This window comes from Methylococcus sp. EFPC2 (assembly GCF_016925495.1).
Classification (GTDB): Bacteria; Pseudomonadota; Gammaproteobacteria; order Methylococcales; family Methylococcaceae; genus EFPC2.
Genome location: NZ_CP070491.1, coordinates 807,509 through 823,961, shown reverse-complemented (window position 1 = coordinate 823,961; position 16,453 = coordinate 807,509). Strand labels below are relative to the sequence as shown.

The window sequence follows — 16,453 nt, the reverse complement described above, 5'->3', positions numbered from 1 at the left end:
GGCCTCAATCCTTGTCCGACTTGTCGGGCTTGGCGAGCTGCTTGACGATTTCACTGAACTCCTTGAGCCGCCGCTCGACCCGGCCGTTCACCGTGTCGGCGGCGAACTCCCCGGCCTCGTCGCGCACCCCGGCGGACTGTCCCGTCAGCAGCGCCAGGGCCTGGTCCACCGTTTCCACCGCGTAAACCTGGAACTGCCCGTTGCGCGCGGCCTCGACGACGTCCTGCCGCAACATCAGGTTCTTGACGTTGGAGGCCGGAATGATCACGCCTTGCCGGCCGTTGAAACCGAGTTCGCGGCACACATCGAAATAACCTTCGATTTTTTCGTTCACACCGCCTATCGGCTGCACCTGGCCGAGCTGGTTGACGGAGCCTGTGACCGCCAGCGACTGGCGTATCGGCAAACCCGACAGAGACGACAGAATGGCGCACAGCTCCGCCAGCGAGGCACTGTCGCCCTCGACCTGGCCGTAGGACTGTTCGAACACCAGGCTGGCGGCCACCGAAAACGGGCTGGTCGTGGCATAGCGCGAAGCGATGAAGCTGGAGAGGATCAGCACACCCTTGCTGTGCAGCGGCCCGCCCAGTTCGGTTTCGCGTTCGATGTCGACAATTTTCCCCGACCCCAAGCGCGTGGTCGCGGTGATGCGGCTGGGCTGGCCGAAACTGAAGTCGCCGAGGCCTATGACCGACAGGCCGTTGATCTGACCGACCACTTCGCCATCGACGGAAATCAGTATCTGGCCCCGGCGTATCGCTTCGTAGATGCGTTCGCGCACACGGTCCGAGCGCCTCACCCAACGGTCTATCGCCGCTTGAATATCGTCCCGGTTGATAAGTTTGGCCTGACGCGCTTCGGCCAGATAATCGGCTTCCTTCAGCAAGTCGTTCAGGCTACGCAGCCGAATGCTGAGTTTTTCCGCGTCTTCCGCCAGGCGGGCGCTGTGTTCCACGACGCGGACGACGGCGTCGCGATCCAAAGGCCTGAGCTTTTCCCGCAGGGCCAGGCTGGCGATCACGCGCGCGTAGTCGGCGCTGCTTTCCGGGCTGCGGGTGAGGCTTTCCTCGAAATCGGCGGCGATCTTGAATAGATCGGCGAACTCCGGATCGTAATAGCTGAGCAGGTAATACAGCAGCCGGTCGCCGGTGAGCACGATCTTCGCCTGCAGAGGTATGGGTTCGGGCTCCAGGCTGGTGGTGCTGATAAGCCCCAAGGTGCGCTCCAGGGATTCAATCCGGATCTCGCCGGTTTGCAGGGTCCGTTTCAGCGTTTCCCAGGCATAGGGCTGCATCAGCAATTTGTGGGCATCCAGAATGAGATAGCCGCCGTTGGCACGGTGCAAGGCACCGGGTCTGACCATGCTGAAATCGGTAACCAATGCGCCCATGTAAGCCTGGTGCTCGACCCGGCCGATCAGGTTGACGTGGCTGGGCAGGATTTCTTCGACGATGGGCGCACGCGCGCTGGCGGTGTGATCGACCAGGAGGTTGACCCGATAGCGTTGCAAGGGTGTGACGCGCGCCTGGGTGTTCAGCAGAGACATGACGCCTTCGGATTTGGGGAAAAAATCGTCGGCGTGCTCGATGATGTCCTGCTCGGCGCGATCCAGGTAGGCGCACACCTCCGCCAAGTCGGCGTAATTTTCCTTCAGGGTTTCGACCAGGTGGCTGATGGCGTAGACGGCGAACTCGCGGTTGAGGCTCTTCACCTTCTCCTTGGCCTCCTTCCGCCATGACGGAAACTGGCGCAACAGCTTCTGCAACTGCTGGTGCAGATGCGCCATCTTGTCGTGCAGCGCCTGCTGCTGCTCCTCGCTCAATTTCTCGAACTGATCGGGGGCCAGGGGCTCGTTTTTCTGGCCTATGGGCACGAAAGCAAAACTGTTGGATGTTTCGATCAACTCGATCTGCGCAGCCCGCGCCTCGGCCCGCAAGTGGTTCAGCGCCCCCTGCTCGCGGCGCCTGCCTTCGTCCTCGATCTGCTCGGCGCGAGTGCGGTATTCCTCGCCTTCGAAGGTGGCGGGTATAGAGACGCTCAGCTCCTCGATGAGACGTTCCATGGCGCGGGCGAACACGCCCCCCCGCCCGGCAGGCAGGCGCAAGGCCTTGGGTTTGGCGGGATCCTCGAAGTTGTTGACGTAACACCAGTCGTCTGCCGCCGGCAGCGCATCGGCCTCGCGACTGACGATGTCCCGCACCGCCGTGAGTTTGCCGTGTCCGGTAGGCCCCAAGGCAAAGATATTGAAGCCGGAGCGCTTCACGCCCAGGCCAAAACGGATGGCCTCCAGTGCGCGATCCTGACCTACGATCAGCCCGGTCTCGGCCAGCTCCTCGGTGGTGGAAAAGCTGAATAGCGCAGGATCGCAGGGCGTAAATAGCAAATCGGGGGATAAGGGCTGTTGCGACATAAGATTCCTTGCTGTACGGGATCGAGTGCGCGGGCTATCGCGAAAGCGACGAGCAAAGCATAGTGAGCCGAAGGCAGAAGCGACAAGCCTTTTTTGCCTATATTTCGAATCGAGGGAGGAGCCGGAGATGAACGATTACCTGATCGAGTTTCAAGGCTTGTTGATCGCGCTAAGCCTGGGCCTGCTCATCGGCCTGGAACGGGGATGGTCCGAGCGGGGCGGGGATGAAGGCAGCCGCGTGGCCGGCATACGCACGTTCGGGCTCATCAGCCTGCTGGGTGCGCTTTGGCAACTGCAGGGCGGGAATGCGCCAGCATGGCTGGTTGCCGGCCCATTCGTAGCATTCGCCCTGGTGCTGACGGCATCCACCTACCTGGAAATCAAGCAAAAAGGCGATTACAGCATCACCACCGCCGTTGCCGCGCTGATCACCTTCGTTCTGGGCGCCCTGGCCATGAGCCCGCACGTCAAACTGGCGGCGGCAACGGCGGTCATCGTGACCATCTTGCTGGGCCTGAAACCGGTACTGCACGGCGCGCTGCGCAAGTTGGAGCCGGTGGAGCTGGCCGCCATACTCCAGCTCTTGCTGATTTCCTGCGTCATGCTGCCCGTACTGCCCGACCGCGCAGTCGACCCCTGGGGCGCATTCAATCCTTACGAGGTCTGGTGGATGGTGGTCGCGATCAGCGCGATTTCATTCGCGGGCTATTTCGCCATCAAGCTCGCCGGACCCAGCCGGGGCATACTGCTGACCGGCCTGTTCGCCGGGCTGGTATCGTCTACCGCGGCCACTCTCAGCATGTCGCGCATGGCCAGAACCCAACCGGCCTGGCAGCGCCTGCTCGCAGCCGGGGTCATCATCGCCTCGACCACCATGTTTCCGCGCATCCTGCTGATCGTCGGACTGCTGCAGCCGGCGTTGATCAAACCCTTGTTATGGCCGCTGTTGCTGATGAGTGCATGCGGCTATGCCACCGCCTGGGGGCTGACGCGCAAGACCCCGGAAGTTCAGGTGTCCGGACGGGTGGAGCTGAAAAACCCGTTCGAATTCGGCATGGCCCTGCGCTTCGGTGGGCTGCTGGCCGCAATCATGGTGCTCACCCGGCTGCTCAAGGATACCTACGGCCATATTGGCGTCTTCCTGATGGCGGGCATTTCGGCCTTAAGCGACGTCGACGCCATTACCCTCTCGCTTGCACGCCTATCGCCCTCGCATTACTCCGTCGACCTGGCCTCACTGGCTATCGTCTTCGCCGCTCTCGTGAATACCCTGGTCAAGGGCGGATTGACCATCGCAATAGCAGGGGGAGCCATGGCGCGGATCGTCGCGGCGACCTTCATCGCGATGATCGCGTTGGGACTCGCCGTGGCCTGGGCCGATGGAGCGATTTCTCAACCGCTCATCGCTCTTTAGTAACCAGCGCTTAATTACACTCGCCCAATTCCAACTGTACGGTATCGAGCGCCGTTTGATCTGCCGGAATCTTCTTAATTCGGTCCTTGAGCGACTTGAGTTGATCCTCCAGTGGCTTGAGCTTGTCGCTGATTGCGTCCAGTTGCGGCGCCAACGTGCTCATTCTTGTTTGGTCGTGGGATTGATGTGCCACCAATAACTGTCCCCTGAGCCTTTGTTTCCTGCATTCGTCCGCATGCATCCTTTTCAATAGCTCCGTGGCTTCCGTGAGTTCTGTACTCGAAGCCGACACGGCAGAGGCTAAGACGAGAGAGGAAACCACCAACAGGAGGTAGGTCTTGAACATGATGAACCCCGATTTGATTATTGTTTTTGGGCTGAACGGCCGCGTGAGGACCGAACCGTTCGATACCTGAACGCCGGGTGAGGATAGAGAGCGCATCGTTATCGTGTCAACGAAAATCGGGCACGGCGCTACGCTCATCCGCCTTGCTCCGGTCCCGGCCCTGTACTAGGTTTAACGTCGCTCGGGCCGTCATGCCCAAGCCTCGAACGACCCTGCCGCCGTGGCCGGCTCCGTTTTTACAGGAGAGTCAAGCATGCCTACCCCTCTAATCCGCAAGAGCGGCACACTGTCGCTCATGATCGCAGCGCTCATCGCCTCACATGCCGCATTGGCCGAAAAGCCGGGCGGGCCGCGCGAAGGCAAGGAAAGGCACGAACGCAAGACGCACGAGCACCGGGAGCACGACCGGCACGAAAGCGGACGACCGGACCGGGATGATCAGATCGATCATGGCCGGCCGGACAGGGAGGTCGTCGAACGCGGGTATTTCGATGATCGCCAAAGGCGCTACGCCAACGACTATTTTGGAGCACAGTTCCGTTCCGGCGATTGTCCGCCCGGACTCGCCAAGAAGCATAACGGCTGCCTCCCGCCGGGTCAGGCGAAAAAATGGGCGATAGGCCGCCCCTTGCCGCGCGACGTGGACTATTACGATCTCCCCGCCTCCGTCGTCCTGCAACTCGGCATGCCACCGTCCGGTTATCGCTATGTGCGCGTGGCGAACGACATTCTACTAATGGCCACGGGCACCCGACTGATATTGGACGCGATCACCGACCTCGGCCGCTAGGCGTCCCCTAGCGCACACAGCGAAAACAAAAAGCCCGCCGGACCTTGCGGTCAGTGGGTTTCGCTGCGCCCAATGGCGCGGAACATGGAAGGAATTTCGCGAGTCCGAAGGCATGCAGCGCCAACCGTCGGCCTCCACATCCCCCAGCGCATCGCGTTGTCCGGACGAGGCGCCAAACCGCCAGCTCTGCAAGCGGGCGCTTCGATCCGAAGCGGCACTGACGTCGTCGTCCGTGCGGCGCGCTTCACGCGACTTGCCCGATTTCGCCCATACCCGAAGGCCGAACAGCGCCAGCCCTGTTGCCGACAGTACGCGCGTTGGCTAAGACCGCTAGACCGCCACGCCCCCGATGCCGGCCCCGGAAGATTGCGCGTTCACTCTCTAGAGTCCTCAGCCTCCCAATTGAAAAATTGGGCGTGTTCGGCACGTCGGAACATCAGGGAAGGTGGATAAGAGGACACTTAAATTTCGGCGAGCGCCGACATTGAACGCTGCCCGATACGGCGCTGGTCCATGGGAACATTGCCTTGCGGCGGTACAGCAGAGAAAAAAAATCCCAGCCTAGGCTGGGATTTTCAGTGGGCTTTACGAAAGCGTTGCGCTATCAGGCCATGTGGCATAACTCACCCGGCTTGCGAAGCTTGGGAACGATTAAAGCCAGCAAAACGAGGCCGATGACCGCCATCGCGATAAGTGGGAATTCGACCAGCAGCGATGCGCCCAACAGTGCCGCGATCAAACCGAAGACTCCAAACAATACCCCGAACGGGGCAAGCAACATCAAGAGCAAGAAGTGCATGGCAATCTCCATAATTTACAAATTTGAAACAATACCAGCTATTTCAGAAGAATTAGCTTGGTTTCAATTGTATACCATATAGGAATAATTACTGTGACAATTTCATGATTGTTTATTATGCAAACCATCACGATCGCTTATCGATGATCAACGGCTCGCATCAATGCCGCCGGCGTTTCCCGAAAGGCTATGTCTGCATTAGCCGTTGAAATGGTTTTTTTCGTCTCGCGCCGTGCCTAAGACCAAGGATTTCATCTGAAGTGATCCGCATGCCGCACCGCGCCAAGCCCCTTCCCCCTGCAAGGGGAAGGTCGCGACTGAAGCGACGTTGGCGATTGGAAGCTTGGGATGGGGGTTGTGCTTGAAACGGCCTCGCACCGAGGACTTGACGTAAGTATCGAACGTTCTGTCCCCTCCCTGCCCCCCTACGAGGGGAGGGGAGTGAAGACTTTTCAACCGTTAGCGCAGACATAAGCTCCCATAGCCTAGTTCTGACCTTACCTTCGATCCGGGAGACGGTAAGCGCTCTTAGAACGGCATAAGGAAGGGTTGCAGGAAAGTGGTGCGGATATCACATGGCAAGATTACTCGGGCAGCGCCAGGACGAATTCGGCCGTCAAATCGCCTATTATGGATTCGACCAGGCACCGAATACCCTGCGCGCGCTCGCCCGCCCCTACGAAACCATGACAGAAGCAGACACGCAAGACGCCTCCGCTCCCAAAAACGACACGCCGCCGCCCGCCACGATACTCATCGTCGACGACCAGCCGGAAAACCTGGTAGTGCTGACCGGGATATTGCAAAAGCACTATCGCGTGCGGGCAGCGAAATCCGGCCCCCTGGCCTTGCTGGCCGCAGGCAAGGAACCCAAGCCCGACCTGATACTGCTCGACATCATGATGCCCGATATGGACGGCTACACCGTTCTGTCGCAGTTGCGCCTATCGCCCTCGACCGCCGACATCCCGGTGATATTCGTCACGGCGCTGGATTCCGAGGAAAACGAACAAAAAGGCTTCCAACTCGGAGCCGTCGACTACATCACCAAGCCGCTGAAACCGTCCATCGTGCTCGCACGCGTGCAAACCCATCTCACCTTGCGCACGCAATACCGGGACATCAAGGTGCTCAACGGCAACCTGGAAAATCTGGTCAAGGCCAGAACGGAACAGGTGCACAAGAGCCTTGCGCTGCTGCAGTCGGCCCACAGCCAGCTCAAGTCGAACTTCGTCAGTACGATCCAGACCTTCGCCAATCTGCTGGAAATGCGCGAGCAGAGCCTGATGGGACATGCGCGCAGAGTCGCCCAGAACGCCCGCAACGTGGCTCATGCCATGAATCTGTCCGAGGTCGAGACACAGAACATCTTCCTGGCCGCACTGGTGCACGACATTGGCAAGATCGGCCTTCCGGACCGACTCTTCAAAAAGCCGTTCGAATCGCTCAAGGCGGAAGAGCGCGAACACATCCTCACCCACCCCATACGCGGCTGCGCCGTGTTGATGGGTCTGGAGCAACTGAGCGAAGTATCCAAACTGATACGCTGGCAGAATGAATGGTATGACGGCAGCGGTTATCCCAAACGGCTGCGCGGCGAGGAAATCCCGCTCGGCACCCGCATCATACGGGTCGTAAACGACTATGACGAACTGCGCAACGGGCTGCTGACCGTGAACACGATGACGCGCTCGCAAGCCATGAACTACCTCGTGCTCAACAAGAACAAGCGCTATGACCCCGCGGTGGTGGATGTGTTTTTCAACCTGGCGTCCTATGCAGACATAATCCGCAGCGAAGAGGACAATTCGGCCAACTCCCGTGCGTATGACGGCGCAGCCGGCGGCTCCTGGGATCTGCACAAAAGCTCGAAGCCCTTGCGCATCAAGCAGCTCAAGCCAGGCATGATACTGGGTAAATCCATCGTCCTCTCCGATGGCTTGCTGCTGCTGGCCGAAGGCCAGATCCTGACGCACAACGTGATCGAGCAGCTGGCTTTCCTGGAACAACAGGAAAAATATCCCGTGCACGTCGTTCACGTATCCCTGGACTCCACGATATAGCGTTGCCGCCGCAGACTCGCCGGAGCCTATGCATCGACAAGCTTTAGGTACGGCCCCGGCATTACCCGACTTTCGCCACTGGCGACACAGAGAACTCCGGCCCTATCGAACGGCCCCGGCCTGCTCCGTCACGCGGCTCAAGGCGTGGAGCGAGGCATGCCCGACTTCGACATCCTTCAGCCGCTGCATGGGCCAGCCCCGGACGTGGCAGAGCATTAGCCGGATGACCCCACCGTGGGTGATCGCCAATACCCGCCGCCCTTCCGCACCCCGCGAGAACAAATCCGCTTGTGCCGCCAGGACCCGGGCACGGAAAACGTCCATCGGTTCGGCTCCGGGCGGCGGGTATTGCACGGGATCATCGAAGAATCGCGTGACCGCCAGCGGCGAAGTCAACATCAGCTCGCCGTAACTCCGCCCCTCCCACTCGCCGAAGTGGATTTCCGCCAGGCGGGAATCGATAGACAAGGAGATGCCCCGTTCCGCCGCCAGTTCCTCGGCAAACGCCTTGCACCGTATAAGCGGTGAGCTGACGATTACCTCCCACGGTCCGCCCGACTCCACGGCTTCTCGCATCTGTCGCCAGCCGGCGGGCGTGAGCGGATCGTCCCGCTGGCCACGGAATCGCGTGCCGCCTTCCACTGCGCCATGACGCAGCAAATCGACCCCCGGATCGGCCCGGCTCATGGCGTTTTGCCCGCCACGCCGGCTTCCGCGAAAGTGGCCATGCCGGCGTGCAGCCGACAGGCCAGGCGCAGGAGCGGCAAGGCCACCGCGGCACCGCTGCCCTCGCCCAGGCGCAGGCCCAGGTCGAGCAAGGCATCGGCCTGCAAGGCGGACAACATCCGGACATGGCCCGGTTCCGCCGAGGCATGACCGAAGATGAACCAGACCCGGCATCCCGGACACAGCCTCTCGGCGACCAAGGCCGCCGCGGTGCAGATATAACCGTCGACCAGCACCGGCAGCCCCATCCGGGCCGCGGCGATATAGGCGCCTGCCAGTCCGGCGATTTCGTAGCCCCCCAGCCGCCGCAAGACTTCCAAGGGGTCGGAGAGATGCGGCGCATGGAAATCCAGAGCCCGGCGTATGACCTCGATCTTGTGCCGCACACCCGAGCCGTCCAGGCCGGCACCGGGCCCCGCCAGGTTTTCCGCGGCCTCACCCAGCAAGGCGCAGGCCAGCGCGGTTGCGGATGTGGTGTTGCCTATGCCCATCTCGCCGCCGATCAGGATGTCCGTGTCCGCCAGCCGGGCTCGCTCGGCCGCGTGGCGTCCCACGTTCAGCGCCCGCGCGACCTGATGCTCGCTCATCGCGGGCGCCGCGGTGAAATTGGCGGTACCCGGTCCAAGGCGTGCATCGATCACCCCCGGTACGGCCACGTCTTCCACCGTGCCCAGGTTCAACACCTCCAGGTCCGCTCCCAGTTCACGCGCCAGCACGGAAATGGCCGATCCGCCGCCCGCGAAGCAGTTCAGCATCGCCGTGGTCACCGACTGTGGGAACGCCGACACAGCTTCGGCGACCACGCCGTGATCGCCCGCGAACAACACGATGCGGACCCGCTCGACACCGGGCAGAGCCCTGCCCTGCATGCCGGCCAGCCTGATCGCCAGGGACTCCAGCTTGCCCAGGGCGCCGGGCGGCTTGATGAGTTGGGCCTGGCGCTCGGCCGCGGCTTGCGTCGCTTCGGCATCGAGCGGCGCGACGGGACCCCGCCACCAATAGTCGTTTTGCCCGCTCAAAGCGCAGCTCCTTTCAGCACCCAAGGCAGGCCGGCCACGGTGAGCATGACCCGGTCGCAGACCTGCGCGAGTTTCTGGTGCAAAACTCCGGCCTCATCGCAATATCGCCGACTCAATTCGCCCAGCGGCATGACTCCCATATTGGTTTCGTTGCCGATCAGGAGGATGCGCCCCGGCAAGGCCGGCAATTCTGCGAGCAAGGCCGACTTTTCTTCATCCAGCCGACTGGGCTCGACCTCGCACAGCAATTGCGTGAGCCACAACGTCAGGCAATCCACGATCAAACAGCGGTCCTCGGCCGCATGCGATTTCAGCGCACGGGCCAGCGCTATCGGTTCCTCGACCAATGTCCAATCGGCCGGACGCCGGTGCCTATGGGCCTCCACCCGTTTGCGCATGCCTTCGTCGCCGATGCGCGCGGTGGCGATATAGGTCACGGCCATACCGCTCTGAGTAGCCAGGCTTTCCGCCAAGCGGCTCTTGCCCGAGCGCACTCCGCCCAAAATCAATTCCCGCATGTGTTCGCTATCGATAGTTCGTGAATGAAAGACGGGCTCAGATGCACTTCCACCGCATCGGCCAAGCGTTCGATTTCCTCATCGCGCAGGGCGACATAATCCGGCGAGTTCGGTTCGGCCAATCCGGCCCAGTGCAGGATGGCATCGGCGGCTTCCCGCGACTCGAACAGGCCGTGCAGATAGGTGCCGCGGACGGCGCCATCCGGGGAGCACGCACCGTCGAACCCAACGGATTCCAGTTCGGCGAACGGTCTATCCAGCGCCGGTCCCGCGCTGATGCCGGCGTGGATCTCGTAGCCCGTCACCGGCACGCCCTCATGCAGCAACCGTCCTTCCACGTTGCGCAATTGCTTCTCCGGTTCGAGCGTCGTCGCCATGTCCAGCCAAGCAAATCCCGCACTGACGCCGGATTCGCCTTCCAGGCCCAGGGGATCGCGGATTTCACGGCCCAGCATCTGGAATCCGCCGCAGATGCCCAGCAGTTTGCCGCCGTAGCGCAGGTGTTTCTGCAGATAGGGCTCCCAGCCCTGCTGGCGCAGGAAAGCCAGATCGGCCCGCACGCATTTCGAACCCGGCAGCACGACCAGATCGGCGGGAGGCGGAGGCTCTCCCGGCGCCACGAATCGCAAATCGATGCCGGGATGCAGCCGCAGCGGATCGAAATCGGTGTGGTTGCTGATGCGGGGCGTGATGGGCACCACCACCCGCAGGGCGTCGGTCCGGCTCGCGGATTGCCGCGCTTCGACGGCGTCCTCGGCTTCCAGATGCAAGCCGTGCAGATAGGGCAACACACCCAGCACCGGCTTGCCGGTTTCGCGCGCCAGCCAATCCAGCCCCGGTTGCAGCAGGGCCAGATCGCCGCGAAAACGGTTGATGACGAAACCCCGCACGCGATTCCGTTCGCTCTCAGACAGCAACGCCAGCGTGCCGACGAGGTGGGCGAACACCCCTCCGCGGTCGATGTCGGCGATGAGAATCACCGGGCAGTCCACGGCTTCGGCGAAGCCCATGTTGGCAATGTCGCCCTCGCGCAGATTGATCTCCGCCGGGGAGCCGGCTCCCTCGACGATTACGGCCTCATAAGCCGCCGCGAGCCGGGCATAGGAGGCCAGCACGGCGCCTCTCGCCACGGGCTTGTAGCGATGGTAGTCGGCCGCATCCAGATTGCCGACGGCCCTGCCCTGTTTGATGACCTGCGCTCCGGTGTCCGTGTTGGGCTTGAGCAGCACGGGATTCATGTCCGTATGCGGGGCCAGCCGCGCCGCCTGCGCCTGCACGGCCTGGGCACGGCCGATCTCGCCGCCGTCGGCGGTCACGGCGCTGTTCAAGGCCATGTTCTGCGGCTTGAACGGAACCACCCGCACGCCGCGCCTAGCCAGTATCCGGCACAAGGCCGTGACCAGCGTGCTCTTGCCGGCATCCGAGGTGGTGCCCTGGACCATGAGGGTATACGCCCGCGCAGGCGCTTGCGCTGTCAAAGTTCCGCCGAACTCGGCATCGGCCCGGTGCCGCCGAATCGGCGGAAGCTCGCGTAAAAAGGCTGGCATGCTGGCACGGGCCTGCCTCCCGTCGCGGTTTCGGCCTTGCTTTGTGTCTTTGTTTCCAACGTCTTCAGAGTTCGTCGTTCCCGCTCGGCGTGGCCTAGGGTTTCATGGCGTGCTTCCGCAAGCCTTCATCCGCCCATTCTACCCTGCATTCGGTCACGGCTCATCGGCATCGAACCCGTGTCAGCCGCCGGCGCCGCATTTCCGGCGCAAGGCCTACGCGAGGCTTGCCCGCGCGTGACAGCAGCCTTCCGGCGTTCGGCCAATCTCGTAGCGGTCGTGGTGTCTGAGCCAGTTCTGTCCCTGGCCGCCCAGATCGGGCATTCCCCCCCAGCCTTCGCCGCGCCCGAAGGGCGTCAAGTCGAGATAATGGTACGCACCCAACAGGACTTCGAGGCCGCGCGCGTAAGTCGAATAGGTGTGGAACACGCGCTCGCCGTTGCGCAGGAAGACACTCAGACCGGGCAACTCGCCTTTCTCGTCCGGTATCTTGCCGGCCTGTTTGAGTTCCTGCGCACTCCGGTAATTCCATTCGAGGCTGCTTTTCGCTTCATCCAGCGTCACGTGGAAATCGTAATTGAAGTCGCTGTCGAAAGAGGAATACCAGGGCACGGTCCAGCCCATGCGCGCCTTGAACGGTGCGATCTTGTTCCAGGGTGCGCGGGAAACCAGCACGAGAGAGGTCTCGCGCGCATGCAAATGTGCCAAATGAGGGATCGAGTCGGCCACAAACGAGCAACCCGGACAGCCTTCGTCCCAGGGTGCGCCGGATCTGCCCTCGGGCGGATCGTGCGGATCGAACATGAAGTGATAGACGACGAGCTGGCGGCGACCTCCGAACAGATCCAACAGGCTCGCCGAGCCCTCCGGGCCGGAGAACAAATACGGTTTGTCCACGGCTACCATGGGGAGCCGGCGACGCTCGGCGTACAGCGCATCGATCTGTCTGGTCAGTTCCTTTTCATGCGCGAGGTGCTTCTTTCGTTCTACTAGCCATTCGTCCCGCGATACGATTTGCGGAAGCAGGATGTCGGTGTGGGTCATGAGTTTCTCCATTCAATTACGATGATACCCGGCAACCATCCGTAATCGAGGTTCCCGGCATACGCGAGGTCGCCCGGATTGCTACGTTCACGTCTTCGGCCTCTATGAGCGTGTAAGCACTCGTACTCTGTAGACTTGGCATTTCTCACCCGCAGAGTGATGGCGGATGCGGGAGGGAGCCAAGGCTTAAGGGGTTACACATCGCATAGTCGAGCGGAGCGCAGCGAATTCGACAGCCACGCGCCAAATGAATGTGGCTACCGCTCAATCCGGCAATTGGCGCAAGCGGCCTTCCAGAAAGCGTCGTTCAGGCTCCTGCCGTGCGAGAGCGAGTGCTCGCTGGAAGGCGGCGCGGGCTTCGGCGTATTGGCCCAAGCGCCGGCACAGATCCGCGCGCGCCGAATGGGCGAGGTGATAATCCGTCAGATCGCCGCGCGCCAGGATAGTATCCACCAGAACCAGACCCGCCGCAGGGCCATCGCGCATGGCCACCGCCACGGCGCGGTTCAGCTCCACCACGGGCGAAGGATCGGCCATGGCCAGCACATCGTAGAGTCCCACGATCTGCTCCCAGTCGGTTTCACCGGCACTGGCCGCCTCGGCATGCACCGCGACGATCGCGGCTTGCAAGGTGTAGGGGCCGAAGCGACGCGACAGCAGCGCGCGTTCGACCAGGGCGACGCCTTCGGCGATCAAATCCGCATCCCATAAAGTGCGGTCCTGCTCGTCCAGCAGGATCAGCTCGCCGGACGCAGAGGTACGCGCGGAACGCCGGGACTCGTGCAGCAGCATCAGCGCCAGCAGCCCCATCGCTTCGGGTTCCGGCAACAGTTCGATCAGCAGACGCCCCAGACGGATGGCCTCGCCAGACAGATCGCAGCGCGTCAGCGAGCTTCCGAAGGAGGCTGAGTAGGCTTCATTGAATACCAGGTAAATCACGCGCAGCACGGCATCCAGCCGTTCCGGCAATTCTTCGCGAGCCGGCACCTGGTAGGGAATGCGCGCATCGCGGATTTTCGCCTTGGCGCGCACGATGCGTTGGGCCAGCGTGGACGGGCTGGCCAGAAACGCCCGTGCGACCTCCTCGGTGGTCAGTCCGCACACTTCGCGCAAGGTCAGGGCAACCTGGGCGTCCGGCGCGAGGGCCGGGTGGCAGCAGGTGAAAATCAGGCGCAGCCGGTCGTCCTCGACGCTTTCTTCGTCCCAGGCCGGATCATTTTCGCTGGCCGGATCGACCGGGTCGGCGTCTTCGTCCAGCGGTTCGAATCGCGCGGATCGCCTAAGACCGTCGATCGCCTTGAATCGCCCGGCCGAAACCAGCCAGGCGCGCGGGTTGGCGGGCACGCCGTCGCGCGGCCATTGTTCCAGGGCGGCGCGGAAGGCGTCGTGCAATGCTTCTTCGGCGAGGTCGAAATCGCCCAGCAAGCGCACCAGGGTGGCAAAAATCCGGCGCGAGTCGGTACGATAGGCCGCCGCCACCGCCTCGCGCGCGTCGTCGCCAGACATTAAAGGCACCCGCCGAGGCCAAGCTTGACTGTCATCGGCCGATCTCCTTGTTCCATCACCACCTCGGGCGCGTCCTTAATAGGCCAACTCCCTTACCAGGGTATCGGCTTCGCTAGTCCAGGAGCGTCGAAGCCGTTTGGCGCAAACACCGTACAGGCTTAGCGCCGCCGGCAGGCGCCAGAAGAGTCGGGCCACGTCTTTATGCAGCGTCCGGCCGTCTCGGCCGTGTCCTCTTCCAGCCAAAACCGGCAAGGCCGGCACTCAGCAAAAGCCCGGTGGCCGGTTCGGGGACCGCCTGGAGGGCCCGGGGCTCCGCGTAGATAAAATCATCCATGACCACCACATCCACACCGCCTCCGTCGTTCGGACCCAAGGCACTGTTGCCCGTGAAGATTCTCACCCTGGAAATGGCCTCGTTGCTGAACCGCACGCCGAGGAAGGAAAGACCGTTGTTGAAAGAGTCGGCGAAAAATATGCCCAGCGAGTTGCCATTCGGGTCGAAAAATTGAATCGAAGTCGTATCCGCGAGGTCCACATCGGCGAAGACCAAGCCGAAGGCGGACACCGTCGCGGCGACGGCGCCATTGGTGCCGGGCAGGAAGAACAGACCATCGGTAACATTGCTGCCGACCGGAGTGAACAAACGCTCGTCGCTGAAGGTGGTGAAAATGCTGCCGTAGGTCGGATTGCCGAACAGGCCAGCCAATCCACCGGGCGGGAACGTTCCCGCATCGGCGGCAGGCGGGGCTTGGATAAGGCCAGTCCCCGGTGTGATGAATTGCGCGCCGCGGGTATTCAAGAACACGTTGAACGGCATTGCCGCGCTGGTGGTCGTGAAATTACCGCCACCGCCGTCCCAGTTGATCTCTCGCCGCCCCGAACCGAGAGGCCCCGGTGCGTTGCCGTTATTGGGACCGCCGAGCGCCGCACGGAAGCCATCGACGGTGGATTGGATCGTGGCGGCGTCCGCCCCGGAAACTGAAAAAACGATAGGAACGGCGCCGGCCGACGCAGGCACGCTCAGGAATATCCAGAATACAAACCTGATCCAGTATGGAAATCGCATATACATGGAAGCCTCCGTTTCGTATGGTGGGTGGATTAAAAAAAGGCTATGTCTGCGGTAACGGTTGAAACGGGCTCTGTGCGAATCGCGCATGGTCTACGCTCCCCTCCCCCAGAAAGGGGGAGGGCCAGGGTGGGGGTTGAGCCTTGATCTGTGCGCTGACCTTCGACGTTGCTTCTTCGCCTGAGCATCCCACCCCCATCCCAGCCTTCCCCCTTGCGGGGGGAAGGAGCGAAGGCGTCAGTCGACAAGGCATTATTGAAGCCGCTGCGGAGTGAAAGTCCGGTAACAGACTTACGGTATGCCGACAAGTCATTTCAACGCTTAATGCACACATAGCCTAAAAAACCCCAGACTCAGATACTTCATAACGCTTTTGGCAATACCTTGACTTGAAGGCAAAAACCCAGCCAGAAGCTTAAAACAATAATGGTTTCAGTGCCTTGTCGATTATTGGCACCGCTAGATATGTCGGTGTGTAAGTTTTTTCGACACAAAACCGCCCACATAATGGCCTTGTATGCCGGGCATCCGTAAAAAAGACTGGTTTTATGGGGGCTTTCCCTGATTTATGGCGCGGAACGAAAATACGCGAAATACTCCAATCGAATCGCTAAGCGGAGCCTATCCAGGCCCGAGCCCGGCACCTGCGATGCTCCCAAACACTACTGACAGAACGTTGTCAGGAGGGGCGGCGTAACCTAAGCGCTCCTTTCAACTCAACGGAGAAAATGAAATGAGCAACGTAGCAACCTGGTTCGAAATCCCCGTCAAGGACATGCCGCGCGCCAAGCGGTTTTACCAAAGCGTGCTGCATACGGATTTCAAAGACGAGGACATGGGCGCTTGTCAGATGGCGATATTCAACTGTGAAGCTCCGGCGGTCGGCGGCATGCTGGTGTCAGGCGAGCATTACGAGCCCAACCGGACCGGCGCGATCGTCTATCTGAATGGCGGGGAAGACTTGAGCCAGCCCTTGCAGCGGGTAGCCGAGCAGGGCGGCAGCGTACTATTGCCCAAAACCCCGATACACGACGGCGAGTGCGGCTATTTCGCGCATTTTCTGGACAGCGAAGGCAACCGCGTCGGCTTATACTCGCCGACCTGATCCCCCTGCGCAGGGACTTGCCAACTGACACGGCCATCGCGCCAAGGCATTTCCCCGACAGGAACATGAGTCGATGTCCGCGCTGCATGGCGTATGCCCT

14 protein-coding genes are annotated in these 16,453 nt (G+C 61.7%); 4 read left to right on the top strand and 10 right to left on the bottom strand.

Annotation, left to right across the window (positions count from 1 at the left end; translation table 11 throughout):
* Nucleotides 1–4: 4 nt before the first annotated feature.
* Nucleotides 5–2,410 (bottom strand): Lon protease family protein, encoded by a 2,406-nt coding sequence (locus JWZ97_RS03535; RefSeq protein WP_205433431.1) that lies wholly within the window; start codon nucleotides 2,408–2,410, stop codon nucleotides 5–7.
* 127 nt (nucleotides 2,411–2,537) lie between these two features.
* On the opposite strand from JWZ97_RS03535, the gene JWZ97_RS03530 reads away from it, so the two are divergent.
* Nucleotides 2,538–3,824 (top strand): MgtC/SapB family protein, encoded by a 1,287-nt coding sequence (locus tag JWZ97_RS03530; protein WP_205433429.1) that lies wholly within the window; start codon nucleotides 2,538–2,540, stop codon nucleotides 3,822–3,824.
* Nucleotides 3,825–3,834: 10 nt separating this feature from the next.
* Here JWZ97_RS03530 and JWZ97_RS03525 read toward each other — a convergent pair whose 3' ends face one another.
* Nucleotides 3,835–4,170, bottom strand: coding sequence for a hypothetical protein (locus JWZ97_RS03525; RefSeq protein WP_205433427.1), 336 nt, complete (start codon nucleotides 4,168–4,170; stop codon nucleotides 3,835–3,837).
* A 253-nt stretch (nucleotides 4,171–4,423) separates the two neighbouring features.
* Between JWZ97_RS03525 and JWZ97_RS03520 the strand changes: the two genes are divergently transcribed.
* A complete protein-coding gene (locus tag JWZ97_RS03520; RefSeq protein ID WP_240342459.1) occupies nucleotides 4,424–4,960 on the top strand; it encodes an RcnB family protein in 537 nt (178 codons plus the stop codon).
* A gap of 604 nt (nucleotides 4,961–5,564) precedes the next feature.
* Here JWZ97_RS03520 and JWZ97_RS03515 read toward each other — a convergent pair.
* On the bottom strand, nucleotides 5,565–5,759 hold the full coding sequence (locus JWZ97_RS03515) for a hypothetical protein (RefSeq protein WP_205433426.1): 195 nt from the start codon (nucleotides 5,757–5,759) through the stop codon (nucleotides 5,565–5,567).
* A 575-nt stretch (nucleotides 5,760–6,334) separates the two neighbouring features.
* Here JWZ97_RS03515 and JWZ97_RS03510 point away from each other — a divergent pair.
* Complete coding sequence (locus JWZ97_RS03510) at nucleotides 6,335–7,822, top strand: HD domain-containing phosphohydrolase (RefSeq protein WP_205433424.1); 1,488 nt, start codon at nucleotides 6,335–6,337, stop codon at nucleotides 7,820–7,822.
* A 102-nt stretch (nucleotides 7,823–7,924) separates the two neighbouring features.
* Here the strand turns inward: JWZ97_RS03510 and JWZ97_RS03505 are convergent, their stop codons facing one another.
* The 7 genes from JWZ97_RS03505 to JWZ97_RS03475 form a co-directional block, all read right to left on the bottom strand.
* Nucleotides 7,925–8,509 carry a histidine phosphatase family protein gene (locus tag JWZ97_RS03505; protein ID WP_205433423.1) on the bottom strand — a complete coding sequence of 195 codons (585 nt, stop codon included), beginning with the start codon at nucleotides 8,507–8,509 and terminating at the stop codon, nucleotides 7,925–7,927.
* On the bottom strand, nucleotides 8,506–9,567 hold the full coding sequence (gene cobT, locus JWZ97_RS03500; protein WP_205433421.1) for a nicotinate-nucleotide--dimethylbenzimidazole phosphoribosyltransferase: 1,062 nt from the start codon (nucleotides 9,565–9,567) through the stop codon (nucleotides 8,506–8,508). Before cobT ends, JWZ97_RS03505 begins: the two co-directional genes overlap by 4 nt.
* Nucleotides 9,564–10,085, bottom strand: a complete 522-nt coding sequence (cobU, locus tag JWZ97_RS03495; protein ID WP_205433414.1) for a bifunctional adenosylcobinamide kinase/adenosylcobinamide-phosphate guanylyltransferase — start codon at nucleotides 10,083–10,085, stop codon at nucleotides 9,564–9,566. The genes cobT and cobU overlap by 4 nt, the downstream gene beginning before the upstream one ends.
* Nucleotides 10,073–11,632 carry a cobyric acid synthase gene (locus JWZ97_RS03490; protein WP_205433413.1) on the bottom strand — a complete coding sequence of 520 codons (1,560 nt, stop codon included), beginning with the start codon at nucleotides 11,630–11,632 and terminating at the stop codon, nucleotides 10,073–10,075. The genes cobU and JWZ97_RS03490 overlap by 13 nt, the downstream gene beginning before the upstream one ends.
* A gap of 213 nt (nucleotides 11,633–11,845) precedes the next feature.
* Complete coding sequence (locus JWZ97_RS03485; RefSeq protein WP_205433411.1) at nucleotides 11,846–12,673, bottom strand: DUF899 domain-containing protein; 828 nt, start codon at nucleotides 12,671–12,673, stop codon at nucleotides 11,846–11,848.
* Between the two features lie 264 nt (nucleotides 12,674–12,937).
* A complete protein-coding gene (locus JWZ97_RS03480) occupies nucleotides 12,938–14,179 on the bottom strand; it encodes an RNA polymerase sigma factor (RefSeq protein WP_205433410.1) in 1,242 nt (413 codons plus the stop codon).
* Between the two features lie 199 nt (nucleotides 14,180–14,378).
* Nucleotides 14,379–15,251, bottom strand: a complete 873-nt coding sequence (locus JWZ97_RS03475; RefSeq protein ID WP_205433408.1) for a PEP-CTERM sorting domain-containing protein — start codon at nucleotides 15,249–15,251, stop codon at nucleotides 14,379–14,381.
* A 730-nt stretch (nucleotides 15,252–15,981) separates the two neighbouring features.
* Between JWZ97_RS03475 and JWZ97_RS03470 the strand changes: the two genes are divergently transcribed.
* Nucleotides 15,982–16,353 (top strand): VOC family protein, encoded by a 372-nt coding sequence (locus tag JWZ97_RS03470; RefSeq protein WP_205433407.1) that lies wholly within the window; start codon nucleotides 15,982–15,984, stop codon nucleotides 16,351–16,353.
* Nucleotides 16,354–16,453 lie beyond the last annotated feature (100 nt).

Coding starts and splice junctions, on each gene's coding strand:
- JWZ97_RS03480 (WP_205433410.1), bottom strand. CDS start 14,179: ATGTCTGGCGACGACGCGCGCGAGGCGGTGGCGGCGGCCTATCGTACC.
- JWZ97_RS03515 (WP_205433426.1), bottom strand. CDS start 5,759: ATGCACTTCTTGCTCTTGATGTTGCTTGCCCCGTTCGGGGTATTGTTT.
- JWZ97_RS03530 (WP_205433429.1), top strand. CDS start 2,538: ATGAACGATTACCTGATCGAGTTTCAAGGCTTGTTGATCGCGCTAAGC.
- JWZ97_RS03485 (WP_205433411.1), bottom strand. CDS start 12,673: ATGACCCACACCGACATCCTGCTTCCGCAAATCGTATCGCGGGACGAA.
- JWZ97_RS03510 (WP_205433424.1), top strand. CDS start 6,335: ATGGCAAGATTACTCGGGCAGCGCCAGGACGAATTCGGCCGTCAAATC.
- JWZ97_RS03520 (WP_240342459.1), top strand. CDS start 4,424: ATGCCTACCCCTCTAATCCGCAAGAGCGGCACACTGTCGCTCATGATC.
- JWZ97_RS03475 (WP_205433408.1), bottom strand. CDS start 15,251: ATGTATATGCGATTTCCATACTGGATCAGGTTTGTATTCTGGATATTC.
- cobU (WP_205433414.1), bottom strand. CDS start 10,085: ATGCGGGAATTGATTTTGGGCGGAGTGCGCTCGGGCAAGAGCCGCTTG.
- JWZ97_RS03535 (WP_205433431.1), bottom strand. CDS start 2,410: ATGTCGCAACAGCCCTTATCCCCCGATTTGCTATTTACGCCCTGCGAT.
- JWZ97_RS03505 (WP_205433423.1), bottom strand. CDS start 8,509: ATGAGCCGGGCCGATCCGGGGGTCGATTTGCTGCGTCATGGCGCAGTG.
- JWZ97_RS03525 (WP_205433427.1), bottom strand. CDS start 4,170: ATGTTCAAGACCTACCTCCTGTTGGTGGTTTCCTCTCTCGTCTTAGCC.
- JWZ97_RS03490 (WP_205433413.1), bottom strand. CDS start 11,632: ATGCCAGCCTTTTTACGCGAGCTTCCGCCGATTCGGCGGCACCGGGCC.
- JWZ97_RS03470 (WP_205433407.1), top strand. CDS start 15,982: ATGAGCAACGTAGCAACCTGGTTCGAAATCCCCGTCAAGGACATGCCG.